The sequence below is a fragment of the Cupriavidus ulmosensis genome (assembly GCF_977008105.1).
Genome location: NZ_CDRMWP010000001.1, coordinates 2,636,171 through 2,653,050 on the forward strand (window position 1 = coordinate 2,636,171; position 16,880 = coordinate 2,653,050).

The 16,880-nt window shown below is 69.7% G+C and carries 16 protein-coding genes and 1 tRNA gene; 6 read left to right on the forward strand and 11 right to left on the reverse strand.

The window, feature by feature from the left end; genetic code table 11:
* Positions 1-11: 11 nt before the first annotated feature.
* Together argA and ACWTPI_RS12020 are read left to right on the forward strand one after the other, a co-directional pair.
* Positions 12-1,457: an amino-acid N-acetyltransferase gene (gene argA / locus ACWTPI_RS12015; RefSeq protein ID WP_454731752.1), complete on the forward strand. Its 1,446-nt coding sequence runs from the start codon at positions 12-14 to the stop codon at positions 1,455-1,457.
* Between the two features lie 111 nt (positions 1,458-1,568).
* Complete coding sequence (locus tag ACWTPI_RS12020; protein ID WP_020205310.1) at positions 1,569-1,844, forward strand: oxidative damage protection protein; 276 nt, start codon at positions 1,569-1,571, stop codon at positions 1,842-1,844.
* A gap of 97 nt (positions 1,845-1,941) precedes the next feature.
* On the opposite strand, the gene rpiA is transcribed toward ACWTPI_RS12020, so the two are convergent.
* Positions 1,942-2,628, reverse strand: a complete 687-nt coding sequence (rpiA, locus tag ACWTPI_RS12025) for a ribose-5-phosphate isomerase RpiA (RefSeq protein WP_059413365.1) — start codon at positions 2,626-2,628, stop codon at positions 1,942-1,944.
* A gap of 255 nt (positions 2,629-2,883) precedes the next feature.
* On the opposite strand from rpiA, the gene tal reads away from it, so the two are divergent.
* On the forward strand, positions 2,884-3,822 hold the full coding sequence (gene tal / locus ACWTPI_RS12030; protein WP_020205307.1) for a transaldolase: 939 nt from the start codon (positions 2,884-2,886) through the stop codon (positions 3,820-3,822).
* 10 nt (positions 3,823-3,832) lie between these two features.
* Here the strand turns inward: tal and ACWTPI_RS12035 are convergent, their stop codons facing one another.
* The 5 genes from ACWTPI_RS12035 to rnr form a co-directional block, all read right to left on the reverse strand.
* On the reverse strand, positions 3,833-4,243 hold the full coding sequence (locus tag ACWTPI_RS12035) for a type II toxin-antitoxin system VapC family toxin (RefSeq protein WP_059413364.1): 411 nt from the start codon (positions 4,241-4,243) through the stop codon (positions 3,833-3,835).
* Positions 4,243-4,479: an antitoxin gene (locus tag ACWTPI_RS12040; protein ID WP_020205305.1), complete on the reverse strand. Its 237-nt coding sequence runs from the start codon at positions 4,477-4,479 to the stop codon at positions 4,243-4,245. The genes ACWTPI_RS12035 and ACWTPI_RS12040 overlap by 1 nt, the downstream gene beginning before the upstream one ends.
* 111 nt (positions 4,480-4,590) lie before the next feature.
* A complete protein-coding gene (locus tag ACWTPI_RS12045) occupies positions 4,591-5,346 on the reverse strand; it encodes an SIR2 family NAD-dependent protein deacylase (RefSeq protein WP_454731753.1) in 756 nt (251 codons plus the stop codon).
* Between the two features lie 4 nt (positions 5,347-5,350).
* Positions 5,351-6,094: a 23S rRNA (guanosine(2251)-2'-O)-methyltransferase RlmB gene (gene rlmB / locus ACWTPI_RS12050; protein ID WP_020205303.1), complete on the reverse strand. Its 744-nt coding sequence runs from the start codon at positions 6,092-6,094 to the stop codon at positions 5,351-5,353.
* A gap of 73 nt (positions 6,095-6,167) precedes the next feature.
* The gene (rnr, locus tag ACWTPI_RS12055) at positions 6,168-8,756 is read right to left on the reverse strand and encodes a ribonuclease R (protein ID WP_029044104.1); all 2,589 of its coding nucleotides are present in this window, start codon (positions 8,754-8,756) and stop codon (positions 6,168-6,170) included.
* Between the two features lie 69 nt (positions 8,757-8,825).
* Here rnr and ACWTPI_RS12060 point away from each other — a divergent pair.
* The 3 genes from ACWTPI_RS12060 (at position 8,826) to ACWTPI_RS12070 (ending at position 10,603) form a co-directional block, all read left to right on the forward strand.
* Positions 8,826-8,912, forward strand: a tRNA-Leu gene (locus ACWTPI_RS12060).
* 495 nt (positions 8,913-9,407) lie between these two features.
* Positions 9,408-9,845 (forward strand): Rrf2 family transcriptional regulator, encoded by a 438-nt coding sequence (locus tag ACWTPI_RS12065; protein WP_020205301.1) that lies wholly within the window; start codon positions 9,408-9,410, stop codon positions 9,843-9,845.
* A gap of 146 nt (positions 9,846-9,991) precedes the next feature.
* Entirely contained in the window at positions 9,992-10,603 is a 612-nt protein-coding gene (locus ACWTPI_RS12070; protein ID WP_454731754.1) for an NAD(P)-dependent oxidoreductase, read from the forward strand.
* A 44-nt stretch (positions 10,604-10,647) separates the two neighbouring features.
* Here the strand turns inward: ACWTPI_RS12070 and oxlT are convergent, their stop codons facing one another.
* The 5 genes from oxlT to ACWTPI_RS12095 all read right to left on the reverse strand — a co-directional run bounded on the left by oxlT (position 10,648) and on the right by ACWTPI_RS12095 (position 16,771).
* Positions 10,648-11,940 carry an oxalate/formate MFS antiporter gene (gene oxlT, locus ACWTPI_RS12075; RefSeq protein ID WP_454731755.1) on the reverse strand — a complete coding sequence of 431 codons (1,293 nt, stop codon included), beginning with the start codon at positions 11,938-11,940 and terminating at the stop codon, positions 10,648-10,650.
* Positions 11,941-12,104: 164 nt separating this feature from the next.
* Complete coding sequence (locus ACWTPI_RS12080; protein ID WP_454732473.1) at positions 12,105-13,670, reverse strand: gamma-glutamyltransferase family protein; 1,566 nt, start codon at positions 13,668-13,670, stop codon at positions 12,105-12,107.
* A gap of 286 nt (positions 13,671-13,956) precedes the next feature.
* The gene (locus ACWTPI_RS12085) at positions 13,957-14,706 is read right to left on the reverse strand and encodes a GntR family transcriptional regulator (RefSeq protein WP_059413360.1); all 750 of its coding nucleotides are present in this window, start codon (positions 14,704-14,706) and stop codon (positions 13,957-13,959) included.
* An 18-nt stretch (positions 14,707-14,724) separates the two neighbouring features.
* Positions 14,725-15,288: a phosphoribosyltransferase gene (locus ACWTPI_RS12090; protein WP_059413359.1), complete on the reverse strand. Its 564-nt coding sequence runs from the start codon at positions 15,286-15,288 to the stop codon at positions 14,725-14,727.
* Positions 15,289-15,430: 142 nt separating this feature from the next.
* Positions 15,431-16,771 carry an adenylosuccinate synthase gene (locus ACWTPI_RS12095; protein WP_454731756.1) on the reverse strand — a complete coding sequence of 447 codons (1,341 nt, stop codon included), beginning with the start codon at positions 16,769-16,771 and terminating at the stop codon, positions 15,431-15,433.
* Between the last annotated feature and the right edge of the window lie 109 nt (positions 16,772-16,880).

Below are 16,880 nucleotides of genomic sequence, written 5' to 3' on the forward strand. Positions count from 1 at the left end.
TAATCCGCGGCATGAATGCAAGAACCGACTCGCTAGCCGACGCGCCCGCGCCGTCCGAAAAGGACGAGCCCCTGCCCGTCCCCGCCCCCTCCGCGCCCCCGGCCGCGCCGCTTTCCGCCCCCGCCTCCGAGGCGGCCGAGCGCGGCGCGCCGGACCACCAGCAGTTCGTCGACTGGCTGCGCGCGGTAGCCCCCTACATCCACGCGTTCCGCGGCAAGACCTTCGTGATCGCCTTCGCCGGCGAGCTGGTCAAGGCCGGCACGCTCAATGCGCTGGTCAACGACGTCGCGCTGCTGCACGCGATGGGCATGCAGATCGTACTGGTGCACGGCTCGCGCCCGCAGGTGGAAGAGCAACTGGCGCTGCGCCACGTCGAGTCGCAGTTCGCCGATGGCGTGCGCATCACCGACAACGCCGCGCTCGAATGCGCCAAGGAAGCCGCCGGCGAGCTGCGCCTGGACATCGAGGCCGCCTTCAGCCAGGGCCTGCCCAACACGCCGATGGCCGGCGCCCAGCTGTCGGTGATTTCCGGCAACTTCGTCACCGCGCGCCCGGTCGGCATCGTCGAAGGCGTGGACTACCAGCACACCGGCCTGGTGCGCAAGATCGACGGCGAGTCGATCCGCATGTCGCTCTCGCACGGCAAGGTCGTGCTGCTCTCGCCGCTCGGCTTCTCGCCCACCGGCCAGGCCTTCAACCTGTCGATGGAAGACGTGGCCAGCGCCACCGCCACCGCCATCAAGGCCGACAAGCTGGTCTTCATCACCGAGGTGTCCGGCGTGCAGGACGCCACCGGCCGGCTGATGCCGGAAATGTCGCTGCGCACCGCCGTCGAGCGGCTGCAGAACAACCACCTGCCGCCCGAAGTGGCCTATTACCTGGAACACCTGGTCAAGGCCCTCAAGGGCGGCGTGCCGCGCGCCCACCTGATCCCGTTCGAGCTGGACGGCTCGGTGCTGCTGGAGCTGTTCCTGCACGACGGCGTCGGCACCATGATCTCGGACACCGACCTCGAAAGCCTGCGCGAGGCCACGCTCGACGACGTCGGCGGCATCGTCCAACTGATCGCCCCGCTCGAGCAGGACGGCACGCTGGTGCCGCGCGGGCGCCACCTGATCGAGCGCGACATCGCCAACTTCTCGGTGATCGAGCACGACGGCGTGCTGTTCGGCTGCGCGGCGCTCTACCCCTACCCGCGCGAAGGCATGGCCGAGATGGCCTGCCTGACCGTGTCGGCCGAGGCGCAGGGCACCGGCGACGGCGAGCGCCTGCTCAAGCGCATCGAGCGCCGCGCGCGCAGCCTCGGGCTGGACCGCCTGTTCGTGCTCACCACGCGCACCGAACACTGGTTCCTCAAGCGCGGCTTCGTCCATGCCAACGTGGACGACCTGCCCGAAGACAAGCGCAAGCTCTACAACTGGCAGCGCAAGTCGATGGTGCTGATGAAAAAACTGTGACGACCGTGGGGGTAGCCGGAAGGCGCGCCCCCGCTTCGCTACAATAGCGCCCTGCAATGGCGCGGCGCGCCCGCCGCGCCGGCCACATCACACGACTACAAGGAGTTCCCCATGGCCCGCATGGTCCAATGCGTCAAGCTCAACAAGGAAGCCGAAGGGCTCGACCTGCCGCCGCTGCCTGGCGAACTCGGCAAGAAGATCTGGCAAAGCGTGTCCAAGGAAGCCTGGGCCGGCTGGCTCAAGCACCAGACCATGCTGATCAACGAAAACCGCCTCAACATGGCCGACACGCGCGCGCGCCAGTACCTGCTCAAGCAGACCGAGAAGTATTTCTTCGGCGACGGCGCCGACCAGGCCCAGGGCTACGTGCCGCCGCCGCAGGCGTGATGGCGGCTGCCCGCGGCCAGATGCCGCGGCAGTGAAGCGCAAAAAAGGGTGCCGCGAGAGGCACCCTTTTTGTCGGCCGGAAATCCTGGCGCGCGGCTCAGAAATCGCTGCGCTTGACCCCTTCCGGCGTGCCCAGCAGCAGCACGTCCGCGCCGCGCAGCGCGAACAGGCCCACCGTCACCACGCCGGGCACGTGGTTGATGGCCTCTTCCAGGCCCTTCGGGTCGGCGATCTTCAGGCCGGCCACGTCGAGGATCACGTTGCCGTTGTCGGTCTTGTAGATGCCGCCTTCCTTCGTCATGCGCAGGCGCGGCTGGCCGCCCAGCGCGGCCAGCTTGCGCGCCACCGCTGCGCGTGCCATCGGAATCACTTCCACGGGCAGCGGGAACGCGCCCATCACTTCCACCAGCTTGCTGCCGTCGGCGATGCAGACGAAGCGCTGCGCCACCGAGGCCACGATCTTCTCGCGCGTGAGCGCGCCGCCGCCGCCCTTGATCATGGCGCCGCTGGCGTCGATCTCGTCGGCGCCGTCCACATAGACGGGGATTTCGTCGACCTCGTTGAGGTCCAGCACGTTGAAGCCATGCTGCTGCAGGCGGCGGGTGGATGCCTCCGAGCTGGAGACCGCGCCGGCGAAGCGGCCCTTGAACGCCGCCACCGCATCGATAAAGAGGTTGGCCGTGGAGCCCGTGCCCACGCCGAGCACCGCGCCGGCCGGCACTTCCTTCTCGACATAGTCCGCCGCGGCTTGCGCCACCAGCGCCTTGAGTTCATCCTGAGTCATGACAACAGCCCGTCTGCTTGGGGGAAACCGCATAGTGTACCGGAATGCCGTGGCATCGCCGGAGGCGGCGCGGGGCGGCGGTACAATGGCTGCGAGGCCGGCGCCCGGCCCCCGCACGACGGCTCCGGGCACCGGCCAAGGCATTGCGCCTTGCACCGCCCTCCCCTGCCGGGAGCGCAACGATGTACGGCGGCGCGCGCGGCCGGCATGCCGGCCGCGGCGCCATCCACCCTCTCTAACAGCGACTCACCGACCATGAACCAGCTCGATCAGCTCAAGCAGTTCACCACCGTCGTGGCGGACACCGGCGATTTCCAGTTGATGAAGCAGTACACGCCGCAGGACGCCACCACCAATCCCTCACTGATCCTCAAGGCCGTGCAGAAGGCCGAGTACCGCCCGCTGCTGGACCAGGCCGTGCGCGACAACGAAGGCCGCGACGCCGTCATGGACGCGCTGCTGATCGGCTTCGGCTGCGAGATCCTCGCGATCGTGCCGGGCCGCGTCTCCACCGAGGTCGACGCGCGCCTGTCCTTCGACACCGAGGCCACCGTGGCCAAGGCGCGCCACCTGATCGCCCTCTACGAGCAGCGCGGCATCGCGCGCGAGCGCGTGCTGATCAAGATCGCCTCCACCTGGGAAGGCATCCGCGCCGCCGAGGTGCTGCAGCGCGAAGGCATCCGCTGCAACATGACGCTGCTGTTCTCGCTGGCCCAGGCGGTGGCCTGCGCCGAAGCCGGCGCGCAGCTCATCTCGCCCTTCGTCGGCCGCATCCTCGACTGGCACAAGCAGAAGGCCGGCGACAAATGGGACGCCGCCGCCAACGCCGGCGACGACGATCCCGGCGTGCGCTCGGTGCGCCAGATCTACGACTACTACAAGAAATTCGGCTACGCGACCGAAGTGATGGGCGCCAGCTTCCGCAGCACCGGACAGATCCTCTCGCTGGCCGGCTGCGACCTGCTGACCATCAGCCCCGACCTGCTCGAAAAGCTCGCCGCCACCGAAGGCCAGGTCGAGCGCAGGCTGTCGGTGGACCAGGCCCAGGCCGCCAACATCGCGCGCATCGAATGCGGCGAAGCGGCCTTCCGCTGGCAACTCAACGAAGACCAAATGGCCACCGAGAAGCTGTCCGACGGCATCCGCCTGTTCGCGGCGGATGCGGTCAAGCTGGAGGCGCTGATCGCGCGCTGAGCGTGGCGGCTCAGGCGGCCGGCGGCACCGACCAGTCTTCCACGCTGACACCCGGGTAGGCGGCGAAATCGCGCACGTTGTTGGTCACGACGATGGCGCCCTCGGCCAGCGCGTGCGCCGCGATCAGCTTGTCCAGCGCGTCGGCCTTGCGCTCGCGCGTGGCCGCGCGGATCGGACCATAGGCGCGCGCCGCCGCGCTCGTCAGCGGCAGCACCGGCACGCGCGCCACCAGCGCCGCCAGCGCGCGGCGGGCCGCTTCCGGCTCCCGCGACATGGCGATGCCGTATTCCAGTTCCGCCAGCGTCACCGCCGACAGCACCACATCCCCTTCGAAGCACGCTTCCAGCCGCTGCGCCACGTGCGGCGGCTGGTTCTTCATCAGGTAGATGCACATATTGGTGTCGAGCATGTACCTGGCCATCAAAGCCCGTCCCGTTCGGCCTGCTCCTGCCGTTCGCGCCCGCCGGCGAGAAAATCCTCGGGAAACGCGGCAAACACGTCCAGCAGCCCGGTCAGGCGCTTGCGCGCCGGGCGGATGCGCAGCTCGTCGCCAACCCGCTCGATCTCGAGCGGCATGTCGCTGTCCGGATAGGCAAGGTCGGCGGGAATCCGTATCGCTTGCGAATTCCCGTTGCGGAAGATGCGGGTGTGGTGCATGGCAGCCCCCTGATAAGCACTGGATGCAGGAAGTCTAGCACGGCGGCGGGCGATGTACATCCGGGATGTACATCGCCTTACGCGAACCCGATCGCCCCGCCGCCGGCGTGCTCAGGCCGGCGCCGCGGCCTCGTCCCACAAGCGCGGCAGCACCACCCCGGCCGGCCCGCGCAGCACGATGTCGGCGGTCTGGTCCAGCGCCGAGGGCTGGGGGTTGACCACGATGACGTGCGCGCCGTGGTCCCTGGCGACGCCGGGCAGGCCGGCGGCCGGGTAGACCAGGCCGGAGGTGCCCACCACCAGGCACAGATCGCAGGTTTCGGCGGCGTGCTCGGCGCGATAGCGCGCCACGCGCGGCAGTTCTTCGCCGAACCACACCACGCCGGGCCGCATCATGGCATTGCACAGCCCGCAGCGCGGCGGCGTGCCGGGGATGGCAGTGGCCGGGTCGCAGCGGCCGCAGCCGTCCAGCCATTTGTCGGCGAACAGGTCGCCGTGCAGCTCGATCACGTCGCGGCTGCCGGCGCGCTGGTGCAGGCCGTCCACGTTCTGCGTGACCAGCGTGACCTTCTTGCGCGCGGCGAGCGCGGCCAGCGCGAGATGGGCGGGGTTGGGATGGGTGGCGGCGACCAGTTCGCGCCGATGCAGGTACCACGCCCAGACCAGCGCGGGCTGGCGCCGGTAGGCGTCTTCCTGCGCGAGCTCCTCGGGGTCGAAGCGCGACCAGAGGCCGGTCATGGCGTCGCGGAACGTCGGCACGCCGGACTCCGCCGATACGCCGGCGCCGGTCAGCACCATGATGCTGGCGGCATCGGCGACCAGGCCGCGCGCGGCCGCCAGCGACTGCGCGTCGAGTTCCTCCGTCATGGCGTCAGCGCGGCAGGCGGCGCTGGCGCACCGCTTCATACAGGCACACGCCGCTGGCCACCGAGACGTTGAGGCTTTCCACGCCGCCGGCCATCGGGATGCCGACCAGTTCGTCGCAGGTCTCGCGCGTGAGGCGGCGCATGCCTTCGCCTTCGGCGCCCATCACCAGGGCGATGGGGCCCTTGAGGTCGGCGTCGTAGACGGTCTTGTCGGTGCCGTCGGCGGTGCCGACCACCCAGATGCCGCGTTCCTGCAGTTCGCGCAGGGTGCGGGCGAGGTTGGTGACGGTGATGTAGGGCACGGTCTCGGCCGCGCCGCTGGCGACCTTGGCCACGGTGGTGTTGAGGCCGACGCTGCGGTCCTTGGGCGCGATCACGGCGTGCGCGCCGGCGCCGTCGGCCACGCGCAGGCAGGCACCGAGGTTGTGCGGGTCGGTGACGCCGTCGAGCACCAGCAGCAGCGGCGTGCCTTCGATGCCGTCGAGCAGTTCGTCAAGGTTGAGCGCGAGCGCCACGTCTTCGGCGCGGGCCACCACGCCCTGGTGGCGGTCGGTGCCGGCCATGCCGCGCAGGCGCTCGGCATCGACCGGATGCAGGCGCACCTTGAGGCTCTCGGCCAGGCGGATGAAGTCCTGCATGCGGCGGTCGCGCCGCGCGGATTCTACGTAGACATCGGTGACGCCGGCGGCGTCCTGGCGCAGGCGCGCGGTGACGGCGTGAAAGCCGATCAGGAGTTTTTGTTTAGCCATGACGGGATTGTACCCGCCGGCACCCGCCGGGCGTTCGCGGCGGGGGCGCCGGTGATGGCGCCCCCGCCGTGCATCAGCGCTTGCGCGCCGCGCGGCTGCTCTTGCCGGCCGGCTTGCCGCCGCCCTTGGGACCCGAGCCGAGATGCGCGGGCTTGGGCTTGGCGGCACGCTTGGCCGGCTTGCCGGCGGGCTTGGCGCCCTGTCCGGGGCGCGCCTTGACCGGCGTGATGACGGCCTCGAACACCGGCTGCTCCTCGATCACGCGGTCGAGCGTCTCGTCGAACGATTCTTCCGGCTTGGAGGTGCCGCCGAGCAGCGCCGCCAGCTGGCGGCCCTTCTTGCGCGCCGGCACGGCGTGCGCGGCGGGCACGCGCGGCTGGGCTTCGGTGACCGGCGCGCGGGCGCGCAGGTTCTTGGCCGACGGCTCCTGCACCAGGCGAAAGTCGATCTTGCGCGCGTCCAGGTCCACGCGCGAGACCTGCACGCGCACGCGGTCGGTGAGACGGTAGCGGATGCCGGTGCGCTCGCCGCGCAGTTCGTTGCGCGCCTCGTCGTACTGGAAGTAGTCGCTGCCCAGTTCGGTGACGTGCACCAGGCCTTCGACGTAAAGCTCGTCGAGCTGCACGAAGATGCCGAACGACGTGACCGAGCTGACCGTGCCCGAGAACTCGCTGCCGAGCTTGTCGCGCATGAAGTAGCACTTGAGCCAGGCTTCGACGTCGCGCGAGGCTTCGTCGGCGCGGCGCTCGTTGGCCGAGCAGTGCAGGCCGAGCTCGTCCCAGATGGCTTCGTTGCGCTTGGCGCGCGCGGCGCTCAGCTCGGCCTTGGCGGCGGCGTCCTTGGCCTGCAGGCGGCGCGCCTTGGGCGCGATGGCGGTGTTCAGCGTCGTGCCGGGGGCGAACGCCGGCTGGTACTTGGTGTGCGCCAGCACGGCCTTGATCGCGCGGTGGACCAGCAGGTCGGGGTAGCGGCGGATCGGGCTGGTGAAGTGGGCATAGGCCTCGTACGACAAGCCGAAGTGGCCGATGTTGTCCGGGCTGTAGACCGCCTGCTGCATCGAGCGCAGCAGCATGGTCTGCAGCATGGGCGCGTCGGGACGGCTCTTGATCTTGTCCATCACGTCGGCGTAGTCGGCCGCCTGCGGCTTGTCGCCGCCGGCCAGCGACAGTCCCACGGTCTTGAGGAACTCGCGCAGGTTCTTGAGCTTTTCCTCGCTCGGGCCGGCGTGGATGCGGTACAGCGTGGGATGCTTGAAACGCTCGAGGAAGTCGGCCGCGCACACGTTGGCGGCCAGCATGCATTCCTCGATCAGGCGGTGCGCGTCGTTGCGGGTGCGCGGCAGGATCTGCTCGATCTTGCCCTGCGCATTGCAGACGATGTAGGTCTCGGTGGTGTCGAAGTCGATCGCGCCGCGCTCGCGGCGGGACTTGAGCAGGACCTGGAACAGCTCGTACAGGTTCTGCAGGTGCGGCACCAGGTCGGCGCGCTTGTGCGCCTCCGGACCCTTGGTGTTCGACAGCACGGCCCAGACCTCGTTGTAGGTCAGGCGCGCGGCCGAATGCATCACGGCCGGATAGAACTGGTAGGCCTTGAGCTCGCCCTTGGCGGTGATGACCGCGTCGCACACCATGCACAGGCGGTCCACCTGCGGGTTGAGCGAGCACAGGCCGTTGGAGAGCTTCTCCGGCAGCATCGGGATCACGCGGCGCGGGAAATACACCGAGGTGGCGCGGTCGAGCGCGTCGGCGTCGAGCGGCGTGCCGGGACGCACGTAGTGCGACACGTCGGCGATCGCCACCACCAGGCGCCAGCCCTTGGCGCGGCCGATCTTGACCGGCTCGCAGTAGACCGCGTCGTCGAAGTCGCGCGCGTCCTCGCCGTCGATGGTGACCAGCGGCACGTCGCGCAGGTCGATGCGGTGGTCGAGGTCGGACTCGCGCACCACGTCGGGCAGCGCGGCGGCTTCCTTGGCGCAGGCATCGGAGAACTCGTGCGGCACGCCGTACTTGCGCACCGCGATCTCGATCTCCATGCCGGGGTCGTCGATGTCGCCCAGCACTTCCACCACGCGGCCGACCGGCTGCACGTAGCGGTCGGGATAGTCGATGATCTCGACGCTGACCACCTGCCCCACGCGCGCCTTGCCCTGCGACTTGGGCGGGATCAGGATGTCCTGGCTGATGCGCTTGTCTTCCGGCGCCACCACCAGCACGCCGCCTTCGCTGAGCAGGCGGCCGATCACGTAGCGGTTGGCACGCTCGATGATCTCGACGATCTGGCCTTCGGGCCGGCCGCGCCGGTCGTAGCCGATCACGCGCACCTGGGCGCGGTCGTTGTGCATCGCCTTCTGCAGCTCGCGCTCGGGCAGGAAGATGTCGTCGTCGCCGTCGTCGCGGATCAGGAAGCCGAAGCCGTCGCGGTGGCCCTGCACGCGCCCGGTCACGAAGTTGGGCTGGTGGGCCAGCTCGTAGCGGCCCTTGCGGTTGAGTTCGATCTGGCCGTCGCGCTCCATCGCGGCGAGGCGTTTCTGGAATCCGTCGTGCTCCTTGCGCGTGACGGCCAGCGCCTTGGCGATGTCGCCTGCCGACAGGGGCGACCCGGACGTCCTCAGGACGCCGAGGATTTCTTCCCGGCTAGGGATCGGATAGTTATTTTGATTCAATTTTTATGGATAGTATTTGACAAACGTATTGCGGTCGCTATAATGAGCGCTTCGGTTGTTTCGACGCCCGCCCAGGTGGCGAAATTGGTAGACGCACTAGGTTCAGGTCCTAGCGGTGGCAACACTGTGGAGGTTCGAGTCCTCTCCTGGGCACCAGATCAAACGGAAAACCCGCAGCGCTTTCGAGCCTTGCGGGTTTTTTGTTTTCCGTCCTGTTCTCCGGCATCTGATCCGACAACTTGCTGCTCCCGATTCGATTTTTTCGATTTTCTTCGCGACCGCGCGACTGAATAAAAAGATAAGCACGGCGGCGGTTCCGGCCTGCGCTGCGCCGCCCTCGGGCGGCCCTTCCTGGGGACTGCCGTTCACATGAACGGCAGCGCGCGGCCCGGATCACCCGCTGCCTGGCGCCGACTGCTGCGCTGCGGGTGAGTGTATCAGTTTCAGTGCCGATACCGGCATTCTTCCGCTGCCTGCGGGCCAGAATGTCGCGTTTTGCGCAGGTTTCCCGCGATTTTTCAATATGAACGCCACTGTCGCGGCACGCGGCCGGCCTGCCTCGCCACCCGCGCGCCGGCGACCCGCGGCTTGACAGCCGCCCGCATCTGTAACTATGATGGTTTCACATCGCGCTTCGGATTGCGCTCCCCCATGACCACCAGCAGCCGCTTCGCCGTCGCCGTCCATATCCTCACCTTGCTGGCCAGCGCCGACGCGCCGCTGCCGTCGTCGCTGATCGCCGGCAGCGTGGGCACCAACCCGGCGCTGATCCGGCGGCTGGTCGGGCAACTGGCCGAAGCGGGGCTGGTGAGCACCGCGATGGGCAGCACCGGCGGCGCCTCGCTGACGCGCGCGGCGGCGTCGATCACGCTGCTCGACGTGTTCCGCGCGGTGGAGTCGACCGCCCTGATCGCCCTGCACCACAGCGCGCCCAACCCGGCGTGCATGGTGGGCCGGGAAATCACCGGCGCGCTGAAGCACGCCGCCGACCGCGCGCAGGCGGCGATGGATGGCGCGCTGGCGGAGATCACCATCGCCGGCATGCTGGCGGACGTAGAGCGCGCCGCCGGGGAGCGCCGCAAGCGCTGATTTTTTTTGCGCCGATATGTAACTGAACTGGTTTCATATCGGCGATTGGCGCCCGCGCCTTGCGCGGGCATGACTATGCTGTGAGACACACAGCGGTGCAGCAGTCCCGAGCCACAAACAGCAGGCAACCAAGCCAGGAGTTGAACATGAAGATCGCAATCATCGGCGCCACCGGCCGCGTCGGCACCCGCCTCGTCGACGAAGCGCTGCGCCGCGGCCACACCGTGACCGCCGTCGCGCGCCAGGCCGGCAAGCTGCCGGCGCAGCCGAACTTGACCACGCGCGACGCCGACGCGGCGGATACCAAGGCGCTCGCTGCCGCCATCGCCGGCAGCGACGTGGCCATCAGCACGGTGCGCTTCGAACACACCAGGGCCGCGCAGATCGTCGACGCGGTCAAGGCCGCGGGCGTGCCGCGCCTGCTGGTGGTGGGCGGCGCCGGCAGCCTCTACGTGGCGCCCGGCGTGCAACTGGTCGATACGCCGGGATTCCCCGACGCCTACAAGCCGGAGGCGCTGGCCGGGCGCGATTTCCTCGATGCCCTGCGCGCCGAGACCGCGCTCGACTGGACCTTCCTGTCGCCGGCCGCGCTGTTCGAGCCGGGCACGCGCACCGGCACGTGGCGCACGGGCGGCGACACGCTGCTGTCCGACGCCGCGGGCAAGAGCTGGATCTCGATGGAGGACTACGCCATCGCCATGCTCGACGAGGTGGAAAAGCCGGCGCACCCGCGCCAGCGCTATTCGGTGGCTTACTGAGCGATGCCTCGGGGCGGCGCGCTGCCGCCCCGCCCGCTCGCTTCTCAGCCGGCCGGCCGCGCGAGGTAGCTGCGCCGCGCCGGCTTGAGCACCGCGATGGCCAGCAGCGCGGTCGCGATGTCGAGCGTGATCGCCACGCCGAAGACCGGCATCCAGCTGCCCAGCCGCTCGTGCATCAGCGCGGCCAGCGGGCCGCCGAAGATCGAGCCGATGCCCTGCGAGATGTACAGCCAGCCGTAGTTGGTGGTGGCGAAGCGCGTGCCGAAGGTATCGGTCAGCGTGGAGGGAAACAGCGAGAAGATCTCGCCCCAGCCCAGGAACACCACGCCCGACAGCAGCACGAACAGCACCGCGTTCTCGCGCGTCAGCAGCCACAGCGCCATCGCCACGCCTTCCAGCGCGAAGGCCAGGCACATGGTGTTCTCGCGTCCCCAGCGGTCGGAGACCCAGCCGAACAGCGGGCGCGTGAGCCCGTTGGTGAAGCGGTCGAGCGTCAGCGCCAGCGGCAGCGCCGCCATGCCGAGCACGGTGGCGCCGGTGACGCCGAAATCCTTGGCGAAAGCCGCCATCTGCGACGTCACCATCAGGCCCGAGGTGGACATCATGGTCATCATGCCGAACAGCAGCCAGAACAGCGGCGTGCGCAGCATCTGGCGCGTCGGCACGTCGGCCACGGCGCGCGCGGCGCTGCCTTCCCGGCCATGCGCCGGCGCCGCCGCCGCGGGCGCCGCGGGCGCGCGCAGCCCCTGCGAGGCAATGAAGCCGATCACCGCGAACAGCAGGCCGAACTGCCACAGCGTGGTTTCCAGCCCCTTGCCGGCCAGCGCCGAAGCGATCGGGAAGGTGGTGACGATCGCGCCCATGCCGTAGCCGGCCGCGACCATGCCCACGGCGAAGCCGCGGCGGTCCGGGAACCAGCGCACCATCTGGCCCACCACGCCGACGTAGACGATGCCGGTGCCCAGGCCGCCCACCACGCCGTAGCACAGGTAGAGCATGCCCAGGCTCTGCACCTGCGACGCCAGCACCCAGCTCAGCCCCGACAGCACCGTGCCGAGCGCGATCAGCCGGCGCGGCCCGAAGCGCTCGATCAGCGCGCCCTGGAACGGCGAGAAAAAGGTCTGCAGCACGATCAGCAGCGAGAAAGTGACCTGCAGCTCGGACAGCGGCACGCCGAGCTTGGTGGCGAGCGGCTTGGTAAACAGGGTCCAGACGTATTGCGGGCTGGAGATCGCCATCATGCACGCCACGCCCAGCGCGAGCTGGATCCAGCGCGTGCGCGCCAGTGGCAAGGCGGGCGCCAAGCCGAGTACTGCGTCATCTGCAACGGAACGCATCGAACCACTCCTTGAACGGACTTCGGGGAAAACCGGCGCGCGCGCAAGGCGCGCCGCCGGTGCGCAGGCCCCGGGACGGCCGGCGCGGCCGGCGCGCCGTGCGGCCGGGAGCCGCGAAAAAAACGGGCGGCGCCGCGGCGCGCGCCCCATGCCTTGCGCCGTGCCTACCAGCCGGCCACGTTGCCGTCGCTGCGCGGATCGGAGCCGCCTTCGTAGAGGCCGTTCGGGTGCAGCAGGATGGCGCCCGCGTGTCCCATCGTCTCGTCGTAAGGCCTGAGGATTTCCACGTCGTGGCCGAGCTGGCGCAGCGCGTCGCTGGTGGCGGCGGGAAAGCGCGCCTCGAGCTTCAGGGTGTCGCTGGTCTGGCCCCAGGTCCGGCCCAGCAGCCAGCGCGGTGCGTCGATGGCGGCCTGCGGGTTCATGCCGAAATGCGCGATGCGCGAGAACACCGCGCTCTGCGACTGCGGCTGGCCGTCGCCGCCCATGTTGCCGTAGACCAGCGTGCGGCCGTCGGCCAGGCGCGCCAGCGCCGGGTTGAGCGTGTGGAACGGCTTGCGTCCCGGCGCCAGCGGATTGCGCGCGGCGGGGTCGAGCGAGAAGCTGCAGCCGCGGTTCTGCCAGTTGACGCCCGAGGCCGGCAGCACCACGCCGCTGCCGAACTCGTGATAGATGCTCTGGATGAAGCTGACCGCCACGCCGTCGCCGTCGATCACGCCCATCCACACGGTGTCGGCGGGCCCCAGGCCATTGCCCCACGGCAGCGCGGCGTCCGGGCGGATGCGCGCCGCGGCCGTGTCCAGCCAGTCCGGCGTCAGCAGGTCGCGCGGATCGATGTCCATGTGGAGCGGATCGGTGATGTGGCGGTCGCGCACGCCGAAGGCCTGCTTGGTCGCCTCCACGCAGGCGTGGACGAAGGGCGCGCCGAGCGGGTCCATGCCGCTGTCCAGCAGGCGGTCGAGCTGGCCCAGGATCAGCAGCGAGACCAGGCCCTGCGTGGGCGGCGGCATGTTGTAGACGGTGCCGCGCGAATGCGCCAGCGCCAGCGGGGTCTTCCACACCGCGCGGTGCGCGCGCAGGTCGTCGAGCGTCAGCGGGCTGCCCACGGCGGCGAGGTCGCGCGCCATGCTGTGCGCGAGGTCGCCCTGGTAGAAATCGTCCAGCCCGACGCGCGCGAGCTGTTCCAGCGCCGCGGCCAGGCGCGGCTGGCGGAAGCGGCTGCCGGTCGCCGGCACGCCCTCGGCAAGGAAGGTCTCGGCAAAACCCGCGATGCCGGCCAGTTCGGCCTGCTTGGCCGCCACGCAGGCCGACTGGCTTTGCGTGACGGGCACGCCGTCGCGCGCATAGGCGATGGCGTCGGCCAGCAGGCGCGACAGCGGCAGGCGCCCGCCCAGCGCTTCCTGCGACCACGCCCGCGCGGCGTTCCAGCCGGAGACGGTGCCGGCCACGGTGTTGGCCGCCAGGCCGCCGCGGAACGGGATCGTGGCCAGGCCGGCCTCGCGGTAGCGTTCGATGGTGGCCGCGCCGGCCGCCGCGCCGCAGGCCTCCAGGCCGCGCGGCGCTTCGCCGGGCCGGGCGATCAGCCAGAAGCTGTCGCCGCCGATGCTGTTCATGTGGGGATAGGCCACCGCAATGGTGGCCGCCGCGGCGATCATCGCCTCGACGGCATTGCCGCCTTCGCGCAATACCGCCAGCGCGCTCTGCGAGGCCAGCGCGTGCGGCGCGACGGCCATGCCGCGGCTGCCGCGGATCGGATTCAGGTGAGAACTCATCGTGTCCTGCAATTTATGTATACATAAACGGATTCGCAGGAGACGTTGCAACATGCGTGCCACGGCGGACAGAACGCAGGCCCGGATGCACAAACATGGCGCGAGCGCGGCAATGGCGCGGCCCGCAAAGCGTCAGCGGGCGCGCCAAGACCGCGTGGCGGGCGTGCTGGGAGAGGTCCAGGGGAAGGTGCCGGGCGGCGGGCCCGGGCGTGGCCGCCGTCCGGCGACCGGCAAGGAAAGCCCGGCGTCAGCCGAAGCGCCTGCGCCGCGGCGGTGCGCCCGGCGGCACCGGCAGCACAAGGCTGGTGCGGATCCGCTCGAGGCGCTCGGTGGTCAGGCGGCTCACTTCGGCGCGACCGTCCTCGATATGCGAGGCCAGCAGCGCGACGGCGCGCGCGCTGTCGCGCGCGGCCACGGCATCGAGAATGCCGGCGTGCTCGTCATAGGTCAGTTCGACGCGGTCGCCGTAGGCGAAGTCCAGCCGGCGGATGATGCGGATGCGGTCGGTCACCTGCTGGTGGACCGCGGCGGCCTCCGGGTTGCCGGCCGCGTGCATCAGCGCGAGGTGGAAACCCTCGTCGAGCCGCGCCACCTCGTTGCCGTCGGCCAGGCGCTGCGCGCGCGGCACGCGCCAGATGGCGTCCTGCCGCGCCAGGCTGGCGAGGTCGACGTGGCGCGCGGCGGGCTGCTGGCACAGCCGCGTCACCGCGTGGGTTTCCAGCACGGTGCGCAGTTCGTAGAGCGCTTCGAAGCGGCCCAGGTCGAGCGGCACCACTTCCCAGCCGTTGCGGTAGTGGCCGCGCACCAGGCCGTCGCCCTGCAGACGCTGCAGCGCCTCGCGCACGGGCGTGCGCGAGATGCCGAGCCGCTCGGCAACGTCGTTCTCGGTGAAGCGGTCGCCGGGCAGCAGGCGGAAGGCGAAGATGTCGTCGCGCAGGCTGTGATAGGCAGCCTGCGAGCGCGAGGCCCGCGTGGCGACGCCGCCCTGCCCGCTCATGTGCGCGCGCCCCGCGGATCAGGCCTGCGGGCCGCCGTCGGCCGCGCGCTTGCCGCGCTTGAGCCAGGCCGCGAGGTTGTGCGGGCGCAGCGTGTCGTACTCTTCGAACGGCTGGTGGATCCAGGGATTGGTCGGCAGGAAGGTCACGTGGTAATCCGGCTTGACCTTGGAGCACGCTTTGTACCAGAGCACCGCCGAGCGGACTTCCGTCACCGCCGGATAGCGCTCCTTCAGGTGGCGGCCCACGCGCTCGAGCGTGACGCCGGAATCCACCAGGTCGTCGACCAGCAGGATCTTGCCCGACAGTTCGCCGCGGGTCATGGTGATGTACTGCGCGATGTCGAGTTCGCCCTGCTGCGTGCCGGCCGCCTCGCGGTAGCTGCTGGTGGCGAGGATGGCCAGCGGCACGTCGAAGATGCGCGACATCTGGTCGCCCACGCGCAGGCCGCCGCGCGCCAGGCACAGGATCTTGTCGAACTGCCAGCCCGATTCGTGGACGTTCAGTGACAGGCGTGCGATCAGGCTGTGGTAGTCATCCCAGGAAATCCACAGGTTCTCGTCGTCGTTCGATGGCAGGTTCATGGTTCTTGTCGCCTATTCCGGCGCTTCGGCTTGTGGTCTGTCGACCGGGAATGCTTCGGCCCGCTTGCGCGGGCCGATTTGCTATTGTGCTGCGGACGCCTTGCCGGCGCCATGCCGTGCGCGCCCTCGCGGGCGCCCGGCGTCACGCCACGTACGGGTGGCGCAGCAGGATGGTTTCGTCGCGGTCCGGGCCGGTCGAGATCATGTCGATCGGGATGCCGACCACTTCCTCGATGCGCTTGAGGTAGATGCGCGCCTGCTCGGGCAGCGCGTCCCAGGCCTTCACGCCGAAGGTGGACTCGTTCCAGCCCGGGAATTCCTCGTACACCGGCACGCAGCGCGCCACCGCATCCGAGCCGCGCGGCAGGATGTCGACGGTCTTGCCGTCGAGCTGGTAGCCCACGCACAGCTTGATGGTCTCGAGGCCGTCGAGCACGTCGAGCTTGGTCATGCACAGGCCCGACACGCCGTTGATCTGCACCGAGCGCTTGAGCGCGGCGGCGTCGAGCCAGCCGGTGCGGCGCGGACGGCCCGTGACCGAGCCGAATTCCTTGCCGACGTTGGCCAGGCGCACGCCGACCGCGTCCTGGCGGGCGGGGTTGTCGTTGTCGTACAGCTCGCTGGGGAACGGGCCCGAACCCACGCGGGTGCAGTAGGCCTTGGTGATGCCCAGGATGTAGTTCAGGCGGCCCGGGCCGACGCCGGCGCCGGCGGCGGCCGCGCCGGCCACGCAGTTGCTCGAGGTGACGAACGGATAGGTGCCGTGGTCGACGTCGAGCAGCGTGCCCTGCGCGCCTTCGAACATCAGGTTGTCTCCGGCGGCGTTGACCGCGTACAGCTCGGCGGACACGTCGGCCACCATCGGCGCCAGGCGCGGCGCGTAGGCCAGCATTTCGTCCAGGGTCTGCTGGAAGTCCACCGCTTCGGCGCCCAGGTACTGGGTCAACATGAAGTTGTGCAGGTCCAGGTTCTCGCGCAGGCGCTCGGCGAAGGTCTTGGGATCGAACAGGTCCTGCACGCGCAGCGCGCGGCGGGCCACCTTGTCTTCGTAGGCCGGGCCGATGCCGCGGCCGGTGGTGCCGATCTTGCCGGCGCCGCGGCGCGCTTCGCGCGCCTTGTCGATGGCGATGTGGTACGGCAGGATCAGCGTGGTCGCTTCGGAGATGCGCAGGCGGTTCTGCACCTGCAGGCCGGCGCCTTCCAGTTCCTCGATCTCGCGGAACAGCGCCTCGGGCGACAGCACCACGCCGTTGCCGATGTAGCAGACCGTGCCGGCGCGCATGATGCCCGAGGGAATCAGCCGCAGGATGGTCTTCTTGCCGCCGATGATGAGGGTGTGGCCCGCATTGTGGCCACCCTGGAACCGCACCACGCCCTTTGCATGATCGGTAAGCCAATCGACGATTTTCCCTTTGCCTTCGTCACCCCACTGGGTGCCGATCACGACGACATTGCGTCCCTGGCTTACTGCAGAAGCGGACATGTTGATTTGGTCAGAAGGTTAAAAACGTATTTTACTCTCGTTGCCGGACAACACCCCGTTTTTGGGGCGCCGGCCGGCAACGGGACGAAAGCGGGCCGAAAGCGGGCGC

Bases quoted from the DNA above. Each gene is read 5' to 3' on its own strand.
- ACWTPI_RS12085 (WP_059413360.1), bottom strand. From the start codon at position 14,706: ATGAGCGGGCAGGGCGGCGTCGCCACGCGGGCCTCGCGCTCGCAGGCT.
- ACWTPI_RS12045 (WP_454731753.1), bottom strand. From the start codon at position 5,346: ATGACGGAGGAACTCGACGCGCAGTCGCTGGCGGCCGCGCGCGGCCTG.
- ACWTPI_RS12035 (WP_059413364.1), bottom strand. From the start codon at position 4,243: ATGGCCAGGTACATGCTCGACACCAATATGTGCATCTACCTGATGAAG.
- argA (WP_454731752.1), top strand. From the start codon at position 12: ATGAATGCAAGAACCGACTCGCTAGCCGACGCGCCCGCGCCGTCCGAA.
- ACWTPI_RS12070 (WP_454731754.1), top strand. From the start codon at position 9,992: ATGAAGATCGCAATCATCGGCGCCACCGGCCGCGTCGGCACCCGCCTC.
- ACWTPI_RS12095 (WP_454731756.1), bottom strand. From the start codon at position 16,771: ATGTCCGCTTCTGCAGTAAGCCAGGGACGCAATGTCGTCGTGATCGGC.
- oxlT (WP_454731755.1), bottom strand. From the start codon at position 11,940: ATGCGTTCCGTTGCAGATGACGCAGTACTCGGCTTGGCGCCCGCCTTG.
- ACWTPI_RS12065 (WP_020205301.1), top strand. From the start codon at position 9,408: ATGACCACCAGCAGCCGCTTCGCCGTCGCCGTCCATATCCTCACCTTG.
- tal (WP_020205307.1), top strand. From the start codon at position 2,884: ATGAACCAGCTCGATCAGCTCAAGCAGTTCACCACCGTCGTGGCGGAC.
- rlmB (WP_020205303.1), bottom strand. From the start codon at position 6,094: ATGGCTAAACAAAAACTCCTGATCGGCTTTCACGCCGTCACCGCGCGC.
- ACWTPI_RS12090 (WP_059413359.1), bottom strand. From the start codon at position 15,288: ATGAACCTGCCATCGAACGACGACGAGAACCTGTGGATTTCCTGGGAT.
- ACWTPI_RS12040 (WP_020205305.1), bottom strand. From the start codon at position 4,479: ATGCACCACACCCGCATCTTCCGCAACGGGAATTCGCAAGCGATACGG.
- ACWTPI_RS12020 (WP_020205310.1), top strand. From the start codon at position 1,569: ATGGCCCGCATGGTCCAATGCGTCAAGCTCAACAAGGAAGCCGAAGGG.
- rpiA (WP_059413365.1), bottom strand. From the start codon at position 2,628: ATGACTCAGGATGAACTCAAGGCGCTGGTGGCGCAAGCCGCGGCGGAC.
- ACWTPI_RS12080 (WP_454732473.1), bottom strand. From the start codon at position 13,670: ATGGCCGTCGCGCCGCACGCGCTGGCCTCGCAGAGCGCGCTGGCGGTA.